At 42.9% G+C, this 18232-nt stretch carries 9 protein-coding genes and 1 riboswitch; of the genes, 6 read left to right on the plus strand and 3 right to left on the minus strand.

Annotated features, from left to right (window positions below; all coding sequences use genetic code 11):
- Positions 1-27: 27 nt before the first annotated feature.
- From ldpA to XZ46_RS08525, 3 genes are all read right to left on the minus strand, one after another.
- A complete protein-coding gene (gene ldpA / locus XZ46_RS08515; RefSeq protein ID WP_006620452.1) occupies positions 28-1137 on the minus strand; it encodes a circadian clock protein LdpA in 1110 nt (369 codons plus the stop codon).
- A 39-nt stretch (positions 1138-1176) separates the two neighbouring features.
- Entirely contained in the window at positions 1177-1653 is a 477-nt protein-coding gene (locus tag XZ46_RS08520; RefSeq protein ID WP_006669642.1) for an NAD(P)H-quinone oxidoreductase subunit N, read from the minus strand.
- Between the two features lie 2229 nt (positions 1654-3882).
- A complete protein-coding gene (locus XZ46_RS08525) occupies positions 3883-7011 on the minus strand; it encodes a UPF0182 family protein (RefSeq protein ID WP_008052834.1) in 3129 nt (1042 codons plus the stop codon).
- A gap of 86 nt (positions 7012-7097) precedes the next feature.
- Between XZ46_RS08525 and XZ46_RS38540 the strand changes: the two genes are divergently transcribed.
- The 6 genes from XZ46_RS38540 to XZ46_RS08550 all read left to right on the plus strand — a co-directional run bounded on the left by XZ46_RS38540 (position 7098) and on the right by XZ46_RS08550 (position 18192).
- Positions 7098-7220: a DUF8629 family protein gene (locus XZ46_RS38540; RefSeq protein ID WP_035759729.1), complete on the plus strand. Its 123-nt coding sequence runs from the start codon at positions 7098-7100 to the stop codon at positions 7218-7220.
- Between the two features lie 157 nt (positions 7221-7377).
- Positions 7378-7469: riboswitch (Glutamine riboswitch) on the plus strand.
- A 40-nt stretch (positions 7470-7509) separates the two neighbouring features.
- A complete protein-coding gene (locus XZ46_RS08530) occupies positions 7510-7866 on the plus strand; it encodes a DUF4278 domain-containing protein (RefSeq protein ID WP_006669644.1) in 357 nt (118 codons plus the stop codon).
- 202 nt (positions 7867-8068) lie between these two features.
- A complete protein-coding gene (locus tag XZ46_RS08535; protein ID WP_048895007.1) occupies positions 8069-8914 on the plus strand; it encodes an ABC transporter permease in 846 nt (281 codons plus the stop codon).
- A 77-nt stretch (positions 8915-8991) separates the two neighbouring features.
- Positions 8992-10410, plus strand: a complete 1419-nt coding sequence (locus XZ46_RS08540) for an ABC transporter ATP-binding protein (protein ID WP_006669645.1) — start codon at positions 8992-8994, stop codon at positions 10408-10410.
- Between the two features lie 12 nt (positions 10411-10422).
- Entirely contained in the window at positions 10423-11859 is a 1437-nt protein-coding gene (locus XZ46_RS08545) for a class I SAM-dependent methyltransferase (protein WP_048895008.1), read from the plus strand.
- Between the two features lie 51 nt (positions 11860-11910).
- Positions 11911-18192 carry a glycosyltransferase gene (locus XZ46_RS08550; RefSeq protein WP_048895009.1) on the plus strand — a complete coding sequence of 2094 codons (6282 nt, stop codon included), beginning with the start codon at positions 11911-11913 and terminating at the stop codon, positions 18190-18192.
- Positions 18193-18232 lie beyond the last annotated feature (40 nt).

An 18232-nucleotide genomic window follows, 5' to 3' on the forward strand; every position in this document is an offset into this window, starting at 1 on the left:
GGTTGAGGGATTGGGAGGCAGGAAACCTCAAAATCCTTTGATTTGGGCAACTAGGGAACTTGCTAGGTTAACGGCTTTCCATAGTAGGTCTGCTTGGGTTTCTAATTGAGTGATTTTTGACATTTCTAGGGGGTCAGATTCCTGATTAGGAGATTCTAGGGATTCCCAAATGGGGGAAAGTAAGGTGCGAGCATAGCTACCATAGGCGACTCCGGCGACTTTTGGGGAAGTGGAGTTTTTCTCGGTTCCCTCATCGGGGAGAAGTTTTAGCGATCGCAGCTTGGCTACAGTATAATCATTTGTGCCTCCTGCTAGTTGCACATATCCTGGTAGTTGGGCGGATAACACCTTTTGGCTCAGTTGAATGCTGGCTCTGGTGGTGCCACTACCTATGTCGCCACTCATGGGTCTACCGTCGGTTTGCCAAATTAAGGCGGTTGTTGACGGTAGGGGAGTGATTAGCTGGTGCAGACTCCACAAATAATCGATTAGGTCGGGGCTGTTGGGACAGCTAATGGCGATCGCTTTGAGTTGGTGTATCCAAGGCTGAATATGATTCCACAGGCGACGGAAGTCGGCTTCGCGATCGCTTTGGGTGTGGATTTCGATGGCATCAACTCCGGTTTGAAATATCAGCGGCGCGACGGCTTCTGGGGTAAATACATAGGACCGAGCGCGGATCAAATTTGATGGACAAACGGGAATACACCGACCACAGCCATAGCATAGTTCATCTATAACCCCAGCTTGTAGGTCGCTAAAAGCGATCGCCCCCGCCGGACAAATGCTTTCACAGGGACGGGGACAATGGCTGGGACAGGCTGTGGCTTCAAATTCAGCTTTCCGAAAATGGGGATCTTCTCCGTCGTTGAGGCTGACCATTAACCACGGTCTCCCTCGATAGCCAAAACCTCGGCGACGAGCCTGATTTCCTAAATCAGCACATAATGCGATCGCTTCCAGGGTAGCCTTGATCACGGCTGGGTCCGCCGCCACATCAATGCAGTCCGCCCCCGCTAGGGTATAAGCTAGGGCCAAATGGCGCACTGATGGCAGGTGCTGGTAACTGGCTCCACAAATGAGTTTGAACCAGCGACCTGTTTTCAGTGATGTTAGAGGGGAATCAGTAGTGATCACATTTTCTATGTTTACATGGATGCGGGAAATGGTTGGCGCTTAGGCAACGGCGATCGCATTTTTTAAAGGTTTCCAGCTAAATTGGCGATCGCCTCCCATCTCTATGGCAATTTTAACCCGAGGTTCAATACTCGGTAGGCGACTGAGAAAATCGACCTCTTGGCTTGACAAAATATGCCCTTCTATGATCCATAATACTAATCCCTTGGAGTTAGGGGGCAGATTCTCTAACTGATAGTTGACCACCGGAGGAAGATAATAAATATCTCCCACCGCCGCATCATTACCACTGCTTTTTTTACCTAGGTGAGGCGGTCGGACACCATGAACCCCCAACAAGTACGCCGCCAAGTCACCCAATCCCCTGGCTGATAGGCTATAGGTAGTATAACCAGCTATCCTGAGACGGCGGCGGTAACGTCCCTCAAATCCTCCCTCCAACGGAACATAGAGCGCTAAAGCTCCTTCCGACTCCAAATCTCGAATTAGTTTCCCACCGGTTGTAATCAGTGCCATAGGTTCAATTACCGTCTGTTTGCTCAACTGTTACCTTAAATTTACCAGATTTAGGCGATCGGGCAACCTTCCGGCCACACAATTGATAATTCTAGGGGCGGGTTCTTCTATAACCTCGCCCCGGAAATTAATAATTAATTATTAATTATTAATAATTAATAATTAATAATTAATAACTGCTAATTATCAACCTCGCCCCGGAAATTAATAATTAATAATTAATAACTGCTAATTATCTACCTCGCATCCCCACCTAGAAATTGATGATTCATTACAGCCTTTTGAGTAATCATGCCATAGGCTGTCAAAGTCCCTCTCCCCCCTGGGAGAGGGATTTAGGGTGAGGGTAATAGCACGATTTCTGAAGCTGTATTCATTGTTAATTATTCATTGTTAATTATTCATTGCTAATTATTAATTATTAACTGCTAATTATCTACCTCGCATCCCCACCTAGAAATTGATGATTCATTACAGCCTTTTGAGTAATCATGCCATAGGCTGTCAAAGTCCCTCTCCCCCCTGGGAGAGGGATTTAGGGTGAGGGTAATAGCACGATTTCTGAAGCTGTATTCATTGTTAATTATTCATTGTTAATTATTCATTGCTAATTATTAATTATTAACTGCTAATTATCTACCTCGCATCCCCACCTAGAAATTGATGATTCATTACAGCCTTTTGAGTAATCATGCCATAGGCTGTCAAAGTCCCTCTCCCCCCTGGGAGAGGGATTTAGGGTGAGGGTAATAGCACGATTTCTGAAGCTGTATTCATTGTTAATTATTCATTGTTAATTATTCATTGCTAATTATTAATTATTAACTGCTAATTATCTACCTCGCATCCCCACCTAGAAATTGATGATTCATTACAGCCTTTTGAGTAATCATGCCATAGGCTGTCAAAGTCCCTCTCCCCCCTGGGAGAGGGATTTAGGGTGAGGGTAATAGCACGATTTCTGAAGCTGTATTCATTGTTAATTATTCATTGTTAATTATTCATTGCTAATTATTAATTATTAACTGCTAATTATCTACCTCGCATCCCCACCTAGAAATTGATGATTCATTACAGCCTTTTGAGTAATCATGCCATAGGCTGTCAAAGTCCCTCTCCCCCCTGGGAGAGGGATTTAGGGTGAGGGTAATAGCACGATTTCTGAAGCTGTATTCATTGTTAATTATTCATTGTTAATTATTCATTGCTAATTATTAATTATTAACTGCTAATTATCTACCTCGCATCCCCACCTAGAAATTGATGATTCATTACAGCCTTTTGAGTAATCATGCCATAGGCTGTCAAAGTCCCTCTCCCCCCTGGGAGAGGGATTTAGGGTGAGGGTAATAGCACGATTTCTGAAGCTGTATTCATTGTTAATTATTCATTGTTAATTATTCATTGCTAATTATTAATTATTAACTGCTAATTATCTACCTCGCATCCCCACCTAGAAATTGATGATTCATTACAGCCTTTTGAGTAATCATGCCATAGGCTGTCAAAGTCCCTCTCCCCCCTGGGAGAGGGATTTAGGGTGAGGGTAATAGCACGATTTCTGAAGCTGTATTCATTGTTAATTATTCATTGTTAATTATTCATTGCTAATTATTAATTATTTAACTGCTAATTATCTACCTCGCATCCCCACCTAGAAATTGATGATTCATTACAGCCTTTTGAGTAATCATGCCATAGGCTGTCAAAGTCCCTCTCCCCCCTGGGAGAGGGATTTAGGGTGAGGGTAATAGCACGATTTCTGAAGCTGTATTCATTGTTAACTATTAATTATTAATTGTTAATTATTAATTGTTAATTATTAATTGCTAATTATTAATTATTAACTGCTAATTATCAACCTCGCATCCCCACCTAGAAATTGATGATTCATTACAGCCTTTTGAGTAATCATGCCATAGGCTGTCAAAGTCCCTCTCCCCCCTGGGAGAGGGATTTAGGGTGAGGGTAATAGCACGATTTCTGAAGCTGTATTCATTGTTAATTGTTAATTGTTAATTGTTAATTGTTAATTATTAATTAATAACTGCTAATTATCAACCTCGTCTCCCCACCTAGAAATTGATTATTCATTACAGCCTTTTGAGTAATCATGCCATAGGCTGTCAAAGTCCCTCTCCCCCCTGGGAGAGGGATTTAGGGTGAGGGTAATAGCACGATTTCTGAAGCTGTATTCATTGTTAATTATTCATTGTTAATTATTCATTGTTAATTGGGAACTATAATGGCGGGTTCGATGGGGTCAGCATCAAAGACAGCTTGCAGAGATTCATCTAAAGTAGGACGCATGACAATGCGGTTTTCATAAGCCACAATAACCCTGACTAGAGTAGGTAAACTGTTATCAGTCGCCTCGAGATAAATTGGTTCTACATACAACAAAGACTGTTCAATGGGAATTACTAATAAATTACCCTGAAGTACCCGTGAACCTTGACGATTCCACAGTGAGATTTGCTCAGATATTCGGGGTTCTTGGTTGATTAGTGCCTCCACCTGTTCGGGTCCAAATACTAATCGCTGCTTAGGAAACTGATATAATAATAGTTTACCATATTGGGGGGAGTCCGATCGCGCCGCTAACCAAGCAATTAAATTGAGGCGACTGGCGGGAGTAAATGGCTGCAATAGAATAAACTCCGCCATGGCTTCGGTGGGTAGTTTCATAATCAAATAATAAGGCGCGACCCGTTGAGTTTGACCGCCATAAATTTCGGTGGGAATGCGCCAGACATCTTCCCGGTTATAGAACACCCTAGCATCCTGCATGTGGTAAGTTAATAGGCGTTCTGATTGGACTCTAAATAAATCTTGGGGATATCGAATATGCTCATACAAAGATTTTGGCATATTTTCGATAGGTTCCAATAAATCCGGAAAAATCTTACGCAAAGTGATTAAAAGCGGGTCTCTGGGTTCACTGAGATAGTAGAATTTAATGGAGCCATTATAGGCATCAATTACCACTTTAACTGAGTTGCGAATATAGTTAAATTCGCCATCTTCCGGGTCAGAATAGGGGTAGCGACTGCTGGTGGTGTAAGCATCTAAAATCCAATAGAGATATTTACCCTCCTGTGCATTTTCGGGAACCACATCTTGCCCTAAACTGCTATCTGCGGCTACCAAATAGGGATTTTTATCATACCGTAAAAAGGGAGCGATCGCTTTAACTCGCTGTTGAATTTGACGACGAAATAGCACTTTAGTTTCCGGCAAAAAATTCCGGGTAAAAATCATTTGCCAGTTTTTTAAATACTTAGCAAAAAGTAACCGCCGCCATAGGGAATTAATCCGAATACCCCCATCACCGCTATAGGTATTATAGACATTTTCATCACCGGAGGGAAAGTCAAATTCCAAAACTCTAGTACCAGTCATCACATTGGTATTAGTGAGTTGACCGTAATAAATGCGAGGCTTTCCGATAGGGATACTATCTTCAACGCGAGGATCGACTTCTAGGGTAGTATCTGGGTTAAACCGAGGCGCAGGGCCGATATTTTTGATAAAATATTTAGGTAGTCCTCCTTCCGCTACTTTGTTAACTGGAGATAGGGTAAATCCATAACCGTGGGTATAGACGAGGTGTTGATTAATCCAAGTTTGCGCTTTTTCGGGAACTAACTGATAGTCTAATTCCCGTCCTGCAATAATCACCTGTTGTTTTTGAGTACGATTATCTGGTGTTTGTTCCTCTTCTGGTTTCAGCAAAGTATAGCGGTCAATAGCAGCATCAAGAAATTCATAATAAGGTCGAATTTGCTGGAGTTGACGATTAGTTTGTAATAGGGGTCGCTGGTCCCACAGCCGAATATTATCAATGGTGAGAGAATTGCTTTCTAGGTCAGCGAGGGTTAGTTGAGCGTCTGGGTCAAAGGTTTGAATATCAATATTATCAAGATGAAAACCCTTTTGGGTAAATTGAATATTGCGTTCAATATATGGCAATTCTCGCTCTAATTCGTTAGGCTGAACTATGACTCTTTGCACAATTTCTGGCAGCCAAACATTAGCAAAAAATCCCATTAAAATATATACAGATAAAATCGCCCTCAAAGAATAGCTATCTGCGAATAATTTGGCATAGCGTTTTGGCTGCGATCGCCAACGACGCAAGCCCATTCTTTTCAAGAAAAACTCGACATAAGGTTTAATGACTTCTACGGAAAAGAAAGCCTGCCAGAATAAAAACAGTGCAAATAATATACTAATGAAAAACAACCAGGAATAGGCTGGTTCAGCCACATTGGCATCAGTATAGCCAGCCCCAAATACGACCCCGCGTTCTGAATATAGTAACTCATATCGATTTAACCAATAGCGCAGAGCCATAGATAGCATAAACACACCAGCCAAGCCATGTAAATGGCGCTGCTGAAACCGAGAAAATCCGGGAAATTTTCCTTGGTTAAAGCTATCACCAGACAGGAGATAAATCAAGGTGCAGGAAATTAAGGTCAAGATAAATAGACCGAATAGCCAAAATTCTACTAAGTCAATGGCGGAGATGATAAAAATATAAAAACTAATATCTTTGTTAAAAACACCTTCTGTAATCTGAAAATCGGTGGGGTAGAAAAATCCCAGTACATTAATCCAGTGACTAGAGAGAACCCAACCAAAACCGAGGCTAAAAAATACAGCGATCGCACTTAGAGAAAGCTGTGGTTTAATGATAACTACCATAGTCAGAACCACACTAATGGCAATTTGCCACCATTGGATAGGTTGCTGAGTCATCATTTCCCAAATGACGGCAAAATCAAACCGACGGGGTAGCAAGGGAACAACCAAATCCTGCTCTAGGCTGATGTTGAAATCTGTAATAAACTCATAGCCATAGTGGAGTGTCATCACCACCATGAACATAGTTGGCCCAATTACCAGAAAAGATAGCCATGGCAAATTTAAGGCTGGGGGTCGGCTAGGGGGAGGCGGTGAAAATAGGGCATCCTCAAATCGGTGGTAAGATTTAATGGCGGATTGATAGCGAAATTTGTCAGCAATAGCCAAATTGAAGAACAGAAAGGCTGCACTCAAACCCACCCCTAGGACCCATAATCCTACTTGGGTTAGCAGTCGTCGCCTGAATACGGATAAATAGCCAACTTCATCAAACCATAGGTATTCGGCGATCACCCAGGTGATCATATCAAATATCAACCATGCGCCGAACAGAAACAGAAGCGCTTTTAGGACCCAGTTTTTGGATATCATGGCATTGAGTAGGTTAGATTTACGCCCTTTGACCATTTTAGCGTCTGGAGTCGATCGCGTGTCAGGCGATCGCTTTTGATGGTATCGACCATGGGTAGAAGTTTCGGCCCCAGCCATAATTGGCCCTAATGTATGGACGCTCTCACTCAGAACCGTTTACAATCCCAATGGTTAGTCAATTTATCGGGAGGGATACCCCAAATATGGATATCAAGTTAATTTTAGTCGGGTTAACCGTGGTATTTAGCATCGCCTGCATATTCTTCGGCACACAAAACGGCTTCTACGACAGCGACGACTATCATGGTAACGGTTCCGCTCATTAGGAACCCACCACCTCTCAAACCCCTCGGAGACAAGGCCAGCCTTGTCTCTACCCCTTTTGGGGTATTTAGCAAAATTGTTAAAATTTTCTAAAGAAATCCCATAGACCCTTGACATTTATTTGGTAAACGGTAACAATAGATACAGAAACAAAAACAAATCGTTCATCTCTTTTCGCTCTAAGGGTTTTCTAGCCCTAATGTTCAGAGGAGGGGAGACGGAAGTAGGGAGTAATCCCGAAGGAACGCGCCTCACTAAAGTTAACCAATTTGAACAAGAGAGGCGAAAATCATGGGACTTACATATCGCGGCGTTAGCTACAGCCAAAATACCGAATCCGTTGAAACCACCGTTGGTCAAGTAGGTGGCAAGTATCGTGGTCAAGACTGGCGCTTCCGTAACTTGAAAAAAGCACCTGTTCTGCAACCTAGCCATAACCTGACTTATCGTGGGGTGAAATATTGCAATAACCCCGAAGCAGTGGCTACACCTTCTCAAACTCCGCTGTCGGTAGCCGATCGCTCTCGGGAATTAATCCTGAAGCAGCAACGGTCAGCCTGGAAACGGGAAAAATCAATGTTTAATCGTCTGGCTGATCAGGTTGGGTTAGATGCCAACAGTGCCGAAATCTATAACCCAGCTTGGTAGATAACATCTGATTAGCTGTCAATAAATACCTTAATGCACCCCTGTTGGGGTGTTTTTTTTGGCGATCGACTACCCTATTAACGCCCTGGGACTAGCAATCAAGACACCGAATGTGGCACACTTGTCCTCAAACCATTGTCTCTAATAAGATATTTGGCTGTGGTGTGTGTAGTGGACGAGGGACAAAAAATTGCTTAGGTCAATGAAAGGTGTTGTACACAGAGTTTGGGGGGGGATATCTCCAGTTGCCTATAGTCAGTGGCGCACAAAACTCAACTTACTCGCTACCCTTGTACAACGGGACCTAGAGGCGCGATACAAAGGGTCTATTCTGGGAAACCTCTGGCCTTTACTCAATCAGTTGGCGCAACTGCTGATCTATACCTATGTTTTCTCTATTGTTTTGCAGGTTAAACTAAGCATTACAGGAATGCCAGAAGACAGTAAACTGGCTTTTGGACTTTGGCTGTTTGCTGGTCTAATTCCTTGGTTTGCATTTATCAATGGCTTGACCCAGGCGGCTACTTCTGTGATTGGACAAACTAATCTGGTCAAAAAAGTAGTCTTTCCCCTGGGGCTGTTACCAATGGTGCCAATTTTGTCGGCTTTTATTGAGAGTACCTTTGGTTTAGCGGTGTTGATTATCTTTGTGGGCTTCTCCTATCAAGGTCTTCACCAAACCCTCTGGCTACTACCGATGATTTGGGTTCCACAACTTTTGTTAACTGCTGGCTTAGGATATTTGACGGCGGCGCTGACAGTCTTTCTGCGAGACATCCCCCAAACTTTGGGGGTAATTCTCAATTTGTGGTTTTATGTCACACCAATTGTCTACCCAGCCAGCAAAATTCCTGAAGGGTGGCGAGTTTGGGTGTTTTGGCTGAACCCGGTTACGGCGATCGCTGAAAGTTATCGAGATCTAGTCCTAGTTGGAACTATCCAACATGGGGGAGAATTAGCCGTGGCTACAGCCGTATCCATTGTGATTTTCTCTATAGGCTTAGGAGTCTATCGGCGCTTACGTCCTGCCTTTGCTGATGTACTTTAGACCACAACATATAGACAATTGACAATTATCGCTGTTCGCCACCTTACCATTGATAGCCTAATCCTCAATCAGAATCCATGACTGATATTGCAATTTCCGTCAATCAAGTTTCCAAATGTTTTAAGCGATATAAACATCCCGTAGACCGTCTCAAAGAAATATTTTGGCCAAAAACCAGTCTGGCTGAAAATTTTTGGGCGCTACAAGATATCAACCTACAAGTTTTTCGGGGTCAAACTCTGGGAATTGTCGGACGAAATGGATCAGGTAAAAGCACCCTCCTACAAATTATTGCCGGAACCTTAACCCCTACTCATGGCGAAGTTAAAGTTAATGGCCGTGTGTCCGCTTTGCTAGAGTTAGGTAGTGGATTTAATCCTGAATTTACTGGACGACAAAATGTGTTCTTTAATGGTCAGTTGTTGGGATTAAAACCCGAAGAAATTGCGACCAAGTTTGATGATATTGCCGCCTTCGCTGATATCGGGGATTTTATCGATCAGCCTGTCAAAACCTATTCTAGTGGGATGTATATTCGCCTAGGTTTTGCTGTGGCTACTAGCGTTGACCCTGATATCTTGATTGTTGATGAAGCCCTATCTGTGGGAGATGAGGCTTTTCAACGTAAGTGTTTTAGCCGCATTCACGAAATCCAAGACCGGGGCGGTACTATTCTCTTTGTATCCCATTCTGCCCCCTCTATTATCCAGTTATGCGATTCGGCGGTACTTATGGATAAGGGGGAAATGTTATTAGAACATACCCCGAAGATGATTGTTTCTAAATATCAAAAAATGATCTATGCTGATGCTGATGCAGCCGCCCAAGTGCGCGCCGAAATTAAGCAGATTAAAGCCTCATTGCCTCCTCAACATCAAGTCCATAAAGTAGTTAGTATCTCTCAACAAAATGGTAATCATAGTCAGGGTCAGAGTCAGGGAATGATTAAACATAATCCTGATTATCGAGACTATTACGATCCAAATTTAGTCCCTGACCAATTGATTCGTTATCCTAGCCGGGGTGCAACTATCCAAGACCCCCATATTAGAACTTTAAAAGGTAAGCGAGTTAATCATTTGGTCGCCCGTCAAACCTATACTTATAACTACGAAGTTGAGTTTATGAAGTCCGCCTCCCATGTCCGCTTTGGGATGTTGGTTAAAACTGTTAGTGGCTATGAATTGGCGGGGGCTTCTTTTTTGGCAACCTCTCAGTTAATTAAATATGTTGATGCCGGAACTAAAATCATGTTAGAATTTCAGTTTAAGTGCCTCCTGGCTCCTGATGTGTATTTCTTGAATGCTGGTGTATCCGGTATCGTCGAGGGAGAATTTACTTATTTAGATAGGTGCGTTGATGTGGCTATGTTTAGGGTTCAGCCCTGCGAAGAGTCCTGTGGTACGGGTGTTGTTGACCTGTTGGTTGAACCACAACTAACTATTACCTCTGGTAAGGTTCATTGGGAAAATTTAGATGGTGTATCCGTGGGATAAATAACATCTGCCATGAAAACTAATATTTTTGTTAATGATAATCCCCTGGTGGATGCTTTGATTCAGACCTTAGCCCGATCGCCTCAAACTTTTCGACGGGAAATTATGGCGATCGATGAAATGTACTCCTATGTATTTAATCAACTCGATGATAAAAACTCCCATCGTGCTTTAACCTATTACTATACTATCGGTCGCGCGATTTTGGACACTGTAAAACAGTTTGTGGATTGGCATTTTGGCGGATTTGATGCGGTGGAGTCCTTCTTAGATTTTGCCTGTGGATATGGTAGGTTCACTCGCTTTTTAATCGAAGAAATACCACCGGAAAGAATCTGGGTTTCTGATATCTATAAAAAGGCGGTTCAATTTCAAAGCGAATACTTGGGAGTACAGGGAATTGTGTCTGCGTCGGTCCCTGAAGATTACCAAGTTGATCGCGACTTTGATTTGATTATGGCGACTTCCTTTTTTAGCCATATGCCAGCCACTACTTTTGAACGCTGGATGCAAAAACTTTATGATTTAAAATCAAAACGGGGTTTACTATTATTTAGTGTCTTGGATATGGAATTATTGCCCCCCCATATCCCTAGGTCAGAAACGGGGTTGGTATTTAGTCCAGATAGTGAAAGTCAATCTCTCGATAAACAAGAGTATGGCACTACCTGGGTGACAGAAGAATATGTGCGGCGAATACTTGATAGCATTAGTGATGGTAATGCTGAAATTACCCGCATTCCTAAAGGCTTAAACCGCTATCAAGACCTTTATGCGGTAAGCGATCGCTCTGTAGCATCCCCTCATCCCCTGACATTCTATCATCATCCAGAAGGCAAAATTGACTATTGCTATATTCAACCTAACGGAGAAGTCCGCCTGAGTGGATGGGCCATTGATTTGAACCCTGGGGTAACTGTAGAAGTTCAATTATGGTCAGACTCTCGCCTTATTGGTGTCTATCCCTGTTCTGAGGAACGCCCCGATATTGTTGCCCACTACCAACAGCCAGATTTTTTACTCTCAGGTTGGTCCTGTGTCCTCTCTAGTGACCAGATTTCCCCCCAGGATATATTAATCATCAAAATTGTCTCTAGTAAGGGCTTACAGGCGATTATAGAAGGCGATCGCTTAGTGGCCATCTCCAGTCGCAGAAATTGGGAAATTAAACTATCTGCGGCACGCCAGCAACTTAGCCAAACTCAGGCACAGTTGACAGCCACCGTAGACCAATATAACCAGCAAATAGCCCAATATCAATCCCAAATAGACCAATATGAATCCCAGAAAAGCGAATGGGAACATCTAAAATCCCAAATGCAGATAATGGGTCATCAGCTTGATACCCTGGAAAATCGTATTCAGGCAATGGAGAGTAGCAAGTTTTGGAAACTGCGGACAAAATGGTTTAAACTAAAGCGTGTTCTCGGCTTGCCTGTAAATGAATAGGCTGCATGGATGTCAAAAAATTATACATACTGAATTAGTGAAGTAAAATCTATGGATACAGCATCAGAGGGTCAATCACCAACTTTAATTATCACAGGAATGCACCGTTCTGGAACTTCTTTAACGGCTTCTTTACTCCAGAAGTATGGTGTCAATATTGGTCAAAATTTGGTGGGTTCCAATTATGGAAATATCAAGGGACATTTTGAAAATGTTGATTTTGTGGAATTTCATAAAGAGATTTTGCGTGATCATGGTATTGATGAATTGGGCTGCGTCGCGGAAGATAAGATATCAGTAACACCGACTCAAAGACAACAGGCACAACAACTAATCGCCCAAAATCAAGATCCATTATCTCCATGGGGATGGAAAGATCCTAGGACGACTCTGCTGTTGGATTTTTGGGCGGAACTGATACCAGAAGCCAAGTTTATTTTTGTTTATAGAACTCCCTGGGAAGTGGTAGACTCTCTTTATCGTAGGTCTACAGATGAAGCCTTGATTACCTCCCCAGAAATGGCGGTTAAAATGTGGATTTTTTATAATCGACAAATCCTGAATTTTTATCAAAATCATCCTCAAAGATGCTTGCTGGCAAATGTTTATAAAGTAGGCAACTATTCTAAAGATGTGGTCAAAGCACTTAATCAAAAGTTTGATTTAGAGCTAAGAATTGATGATAGCAAAGATAATTTTGACGACAAGCTGTTAAGTAATGATATTATTAAAAGTAAAAAGCCGGGACTAATTGGAGCTTATTTTCCGGAAGCACTGACCCTATATCAAGAACTAGAAGAAGCAGCGAAAAACTTAGGCAGTGGTTTAAATCATTTTGAACGAGAAGCTGTGCAACAACAGCCTAGTCCTAGTTGGGCGTTTAAAGATTGGTCAACTATTCGCAAACTGGAAAAAGAATGCGGTATTTTAGAAGCTGATGTTAAATTGTGGCAAGACCATTTCCATGATGCTGTAGATAGGTTGGTTAGTAAGGAAACTGAACTAGGTAGAACTCAACTAAAACTGAATGGTTTAGAGATTAAACAACAAGATGCGATCGCCAAATTAGTCACTACCGAAGAACAATTAGGAAAAACCCAGGGGGAACTGGAAGCCACGACCCTAGAATTGCGGGGAATGACAGCCCACGCGCACAACCTAGAAGTGGGTTTGCAAGAAGCCACAACTAAACTGGTAGCCACAGAAAAAGAACTCGGAAGAACCCAGGGTGAACTGCAAAATATCCCAGAAAAATATCAGGATTTTGATATCAAATATCAAGATGTCTTGAGTAAATTAATTAATACCGAAACCGAACTGGGAATTACCGACTTTAAACTACATAACGCCCATTTGAAAATTAGCAGTTTAGAAACCGAATTAGGACAGACTCAATTTAGACTACAAACTAGCCAAGTCCAATTTAAACAAGCCTTTGCTAAACTCCGAGAACTAGAAGAGGAACTCGGACAGACCCAAATGGCGCGGAACTTGGCGGAAGGGGAATTAGCCGCTATTAAATCCTCTAAATTGTGGAAAATTCGCACTAAATATGCTACGGCGAAAAGGCAAGCCAGACGCACCCTCAAACCTCGGTTTGTGTCTTCTATTGATAACCCGACTAATTGGGAATTGCTGGGATGTCTCGATACTTATATGCAAATTCAGGGCTGGTGTTTACATACCGGGAAACTTAATTTAGAGGAAGTTCGCGCCCGTATTAATGAGCAAATATTCGAGGGAACCTATAATATAGAACGTCTGGACGTGGGGAATATATATGATTACATCCCCGGTAGTTCTCACTGTGGGTTTCGGGTGCAAATTCCTCTAATTCCAGGTAATCATAGAGTGCAATTAGAAGTTAAAGACACTAGGGGAAAATGGCATCAGTTTGGAGAATATCCCCTGCGAGTTTCACCCCTACAAGCTGCATTTGATGTACCTAATACAAATATCGTCCCCGTAGGAGAAACTCTATTTGCGGGTTGGTGTTGTCACCCTCAATACCAAATTACTAAACTATTCCTGCGTTATGGACAGGAAACTGTAGAATGTGCTTATGGACTTCCCCGGGGTGACGTGGGGGAAATTTTCTCCGACTGGGTAGGTAGTTCCAATAGTGGTTGGGAAGTCTTAATTAATTTACCTCCGGGAACTTGGAATATTTCCCTTGAGGCGCAACTAGAAAATGGGGAAACAGTAGCCGTAGACAAAAAACAGCCCCTCACTGTTAAGCGAATTAGCCCTATCAATAAAGTTTCTGGTAAGACTAAACAGTTAATTAAACTTAGCGCGGCTATTCGACAACGCGCGGCGGAACGTAAACAGCGCCTTGGTCGTTTAATTCCCATGCCTTGGGAAATTCCGACTATTATACGGCGAATGTCGGAAATGTACGACCAAACCAGTCAAATTCCTGGGGAAGTTTTGTTACCAACAGGTTTTGAAGTTCCGGCGACTATTGACCCTTATGATGCTTGGTTAAAAGCTAACACCTGGACAGAAAAAGCGGCTGATATTTTGCGTAACCGTTTGGCGGCGGTTCCGGCGACAGCCCTGCCCAAAATTTCGGTGGTGATGCCAGTTTATAACCCTCCTATAGAGTTTTTACAACAAGCGATCGCCAGTGTTTGTAGTCAAATATACAGCCATTGGGAACTCTGTATAGCTGATGATTGTAGCAGCGACCCCGAAGTTGCTAAAACCCTCAATCAACTAGCCGAAACCGAACCCCGTATCAGGCTACATTTCCGGTCAGAAAATGGCAATATTAGCGCCGCCACCAATAGCGCCGCCTCACTCGCTACCGGAGACTTTATCCTATTTCTCGATAATGATGACGAACTCACTCCCGACGCTTTAGCCGAAATTGCCCTTTATCTAGTCCAACACCCAGAAACTGATATTCTTTATAGTGATGATGACAAAATAGATACCCAAGGTAAACGGTTTGCGCCCCAATTTAAACCCGACTGGTCGCCCGAATTACTACTATCTTATATGTATATGGGTCACGCCCTAGTAGTGCGTCATTCCCTCTTCCAAGAATTAGGAGGGTTTCGCATTGGTTATGAAGGTTCCCAAGACTATGATTTTGCCCTCAGAGCCACCGAAAAAGCTCGCCAAATTGGTCACATTCCCTTAGTATTATATCATTGGCGTACTGCGCCCGGTTCTACTGCTGTTTCCGGTGCCGCCAAACCTGCTAGTTTCCAGGCGGGTCAGAATGCCATAACTGATGCTATCACCCGCCGTCAAAGCGCCGCTACTGTTCATCAACCCCAATGGGCGGTTAAATTAAATCTAGGTATATTTAGCCATACTTTCCCCCATACCGGACCTTCCGTAGCTATTATAATTCCCACCAAAAATCAATTAAAGCTACTGCAAGCCTGTATTAATTCCCTGGCAAAAACCACATATCAAAACTATCAAATTGTAGTCATTGACAACCAAAGTGATGACCCCCAAACTTTGGCATATTTAGCAAGTTTGTCAGAGTTAGATAAATGTAGGGTTATGAAAATTCCTAATCCGGCAACTGGGTTTAGTTTTGCCTACATTAATAATCGCGCCGCCGAACAGGTAGAAGCTGATTATTTGCTATTCCTCAATAATGACACAGAAATACTTAACCCAGACTGGTTATCTCAAATGATTGGTTATGGTCAATTTGAGGGCGTGGGTGCTGTGGGTGCGCGGTTGATTTTCCCCAATGATACTATTCAACACGCCGGAATTATTCATGGGTTACATCATGGGTTAGCCGGTCATGCTTTTAAACTGACTCATCGAGATGATTTTGGTTATTTAGCCTATTCTAAAGTAGTCAAAAATTACTCAGCCGTCACCGCCGCTTGTTTACTAACTCCTAAAGCACTATTTTTAGAAATGGGGGGTTTTAATCAAACGGATTTTGCTGTAGCCTATAACGACGCAGACTATGGCTATCGACTATCTGAGGCGGGATATCGTTGTGTTTATTGTCCTGATGCTGAATTAATTCACCGAGAAGGAACCAGTCGCGGTTTTGGGGATAACCCCAAAGAAGTGGCTACCTTCCGCCGTCGCTATGCTGATAAAATTGACCCCTTTTATAGCCCCCATTTATCCCTAGCTAATGAGTGGTTCCAGATACAACCCAGACGCTATTTTTGGCATAACTTAACTGTAAAAATTCAGCCCAAAGTTTTGATGTGTAGTAATGCTTTGGAATACACAGGAGCCCCTTTACATCAGTTGGAAATCGCCCTAAAATTAGCGGGAGATGGGGATATAGAACCTGTCATCTTTAGTGTCACAGATGGACCCCTGCGACAAGTATATGAACAGCAGGGAATTAAAGTGATAGTCCGAGAACATCCCTTAACTGGTGTTTACGATAGACAGGGTTATCATCAGGCTATTTCGGCTTTAGCTGAAGAGTTAAGCCTTGATAGCTATGACCTGGTTTATGCTAATACCTTAGAGAATTTCTTTATGGTAGCCGCCGCCGAAAATGTGGGGGTCCCCTGTGTGTGGAATGTCCATGAGAGTGAACCATGGCAGACCTATTTTAATCGCTTTGGGGGTGAAATTGCCGCCCAGGCTTTGGAATGTTTCCGCTTCCCCTATCGGGTGATTTTTGTGGCTGATGCTACCCGTAACCAATATTTGCCATTGAATAGCCACCATAATTTTATCACGATTCATAATGGTTTGGATGTCGATCGCCTCTTAACCCAAGCCGAAAAATGGAATCGTAAATCCGCCCGCGAAACCCTGGATATAGACCCCGGAGAAATCGCGATTTTACTATTAGGAACAGTTTGCGATCGCAAAGGTCAACAGGACCTAGTTAAAGCCCTCCCCTTACTACCCCCCCAATGGCATTCTCGCATCCGTTGTTTAATTATAGGCGATCGACCCAGCCTTTACAGTAGTCAATTAGCCAACCTAGTTAATCAACTACCAGAGTCCTTACGCAGTCGCGTTTCCGTAGTCCCAGAAACCCCCGAAACAGCCCTTTATTATCGCGCGGCGGATATCTTCATTTGCACCTCCCGCATCGAAAGTTATCCCCGCGTAATTTTAGAAGCCATGGGTTTTGATTTACCAATTATCACCACCCCTGTATTTGGCATTCCTGAACAAGTGCGCCGTGAAATTAATGCCCTATTTTATACACCCAATCAACCCGATGAGTTAGCCAAATGTCTCACCGAACTGCTCGAAAATGAGCCTAAAAGGCAGCAATTCGCCCAAAATGCCAAATATGTCCTAGACTCCCTCAATCGCTTTGAGGAGATGACAGCAGCCTATGGTGAGATTTTCCAAGAAGCCTATTTAATGAATCCTCATCAGTTATCCCAGGAAGCGCCCGAATTAGAAGCCGCAGAATTAGAACTTGTAGCAACAGAAACAGCCCCAGAAACTCCAGTGCTACCAGAAACCCTTACCATAGAAGCACCCCAGGATAAAAACTACTGGGAAACCAACCCCACTGCAGCCATAGCCAGTCAGTGGGTATCTAACCCCATTGTAGCTGATACCATTTATAAGCGAATGTCTGGTGGTCAGAGTGAAAAATATTGGCTACGATGGCTAATTGAAGACTATTTTTGCCAGCGAAATTTCGACCAATTAATCTCCCTCGGTTGTGGTATCGGCAACCATGAAATCGTCATGGCACAACAACGGTTTGCCAACCATATTGATGCCTTTGATTTCTCCGAAGCATCCCTAAATATTGCCCGCCAAACTGCGGCTAATGTGGGAGTTAATATCAACTTTTATCAGGACGATTTCAATACCTTTACTCTTGATAAAGGCAAAAAATACGATATTGCCTTCTGTTCGGGATCCTTACATCACGTCAAAGAAATCGAGAGATTTTTAGGCATAGTTCACGGCTGCCTTCACCCCGATGGCTACTTTATCATCAATGAATATGTAGGGGATAATTACTGCATTTATAGCCCCCATCAGGTGAAAATAATTAACCGCCTGTATAAATGCTTTGGGGAAATCTTGCGTTCTGGAATTCAAGAAAACTTTATCAATCCCACCATTCATCAAGTCTTCGCCACCGACCCATCCGAAGCCGTGCGTTCTAAGCTAATTTTACCATTCATCGAATACTACTTTAATATCGAGGTATACAATCCCTTTGGCGGTGCTATTCTGCATCCTCTGTATCCCCTGTTAGAACATACGCAACTGTTACCCGGCGACCCCAAATCAGAAGCATTAGTTAGGCTATTATTAGAATTTGAAGAAATCCTGATGGAAATACCCGGAGGTTTAGCGTCAGATTTCTGTTTATGTGTTTTACGCCCCAAACAGTTCTAAAATCATCCGACTCCGTGTGGGAACTTCCCTCTCCCGGAAA

This window comes from Limnospira indica PCC 8005 (genome assembly GCF_000973065.1).
Classification (GTDB): Bacteria; Cyanobacteriota; Cyanobacteriia; order Cyanobacteriales; family Microcoleaceae; genus Limnospira; species Limnospira fusiformis.

Coding starts and splice junctions, on each gene's coding strand:
- XZ46_RS08520 (WP_006669642.1), bottom strand. CDS start 1,653: ATGGCACTGATTACAACCGGTGGGAAACTAATTCGAGATTTGGAGTCG.
- XZ46_RS08525 (WP_008052834.1), bottom strand. CDS start 7,011: ATGGCTGGGGCCGAAACTTCTACCCATGGTCGATACCATCAAAAGCGA.
- XZ46_RS38540 (WP_035759729.1), top strand. CDS start 7,098: ATGGATATCAAGTTAATTTTAGTCGGGTTAACCGTGGTATTTAGCATC.
- XZ46_RS08530 (WP_006669644.1), top strand. CDS start 7,510: ATGGGACTTACATATCGCGGCGTTAGCTACAGCCAAAATACCGAATCC.
- XZ46_RS08535 (WP_048895007.1), top strand. CDS start 8,069: ATGAAAGGTGTTGTACACAGAGTTTGGGGGGGGATATCTCCAGTTGCC.
- XZ46_RS08540 (WP_006669645.1), top strand. CDS start 8,992: ATGACTGATATTGCAATTTCCGTCAATCAAGTTTCCAAATGTTTTAAG.
- XZ46_RS08545 (WP_048895008.1), top strand. CDS start 10,423: ATGAAAACTAATATTTTTGTTAATGATAATCCCCTGGTGGATGCTTTG.
- XZ46_RS08550 (WP_048895009.1), top strand. CDS start 11,911: ATGGATACAGCATCAGAGGGTCAATCACCAACTTTAATTATCACAGGA.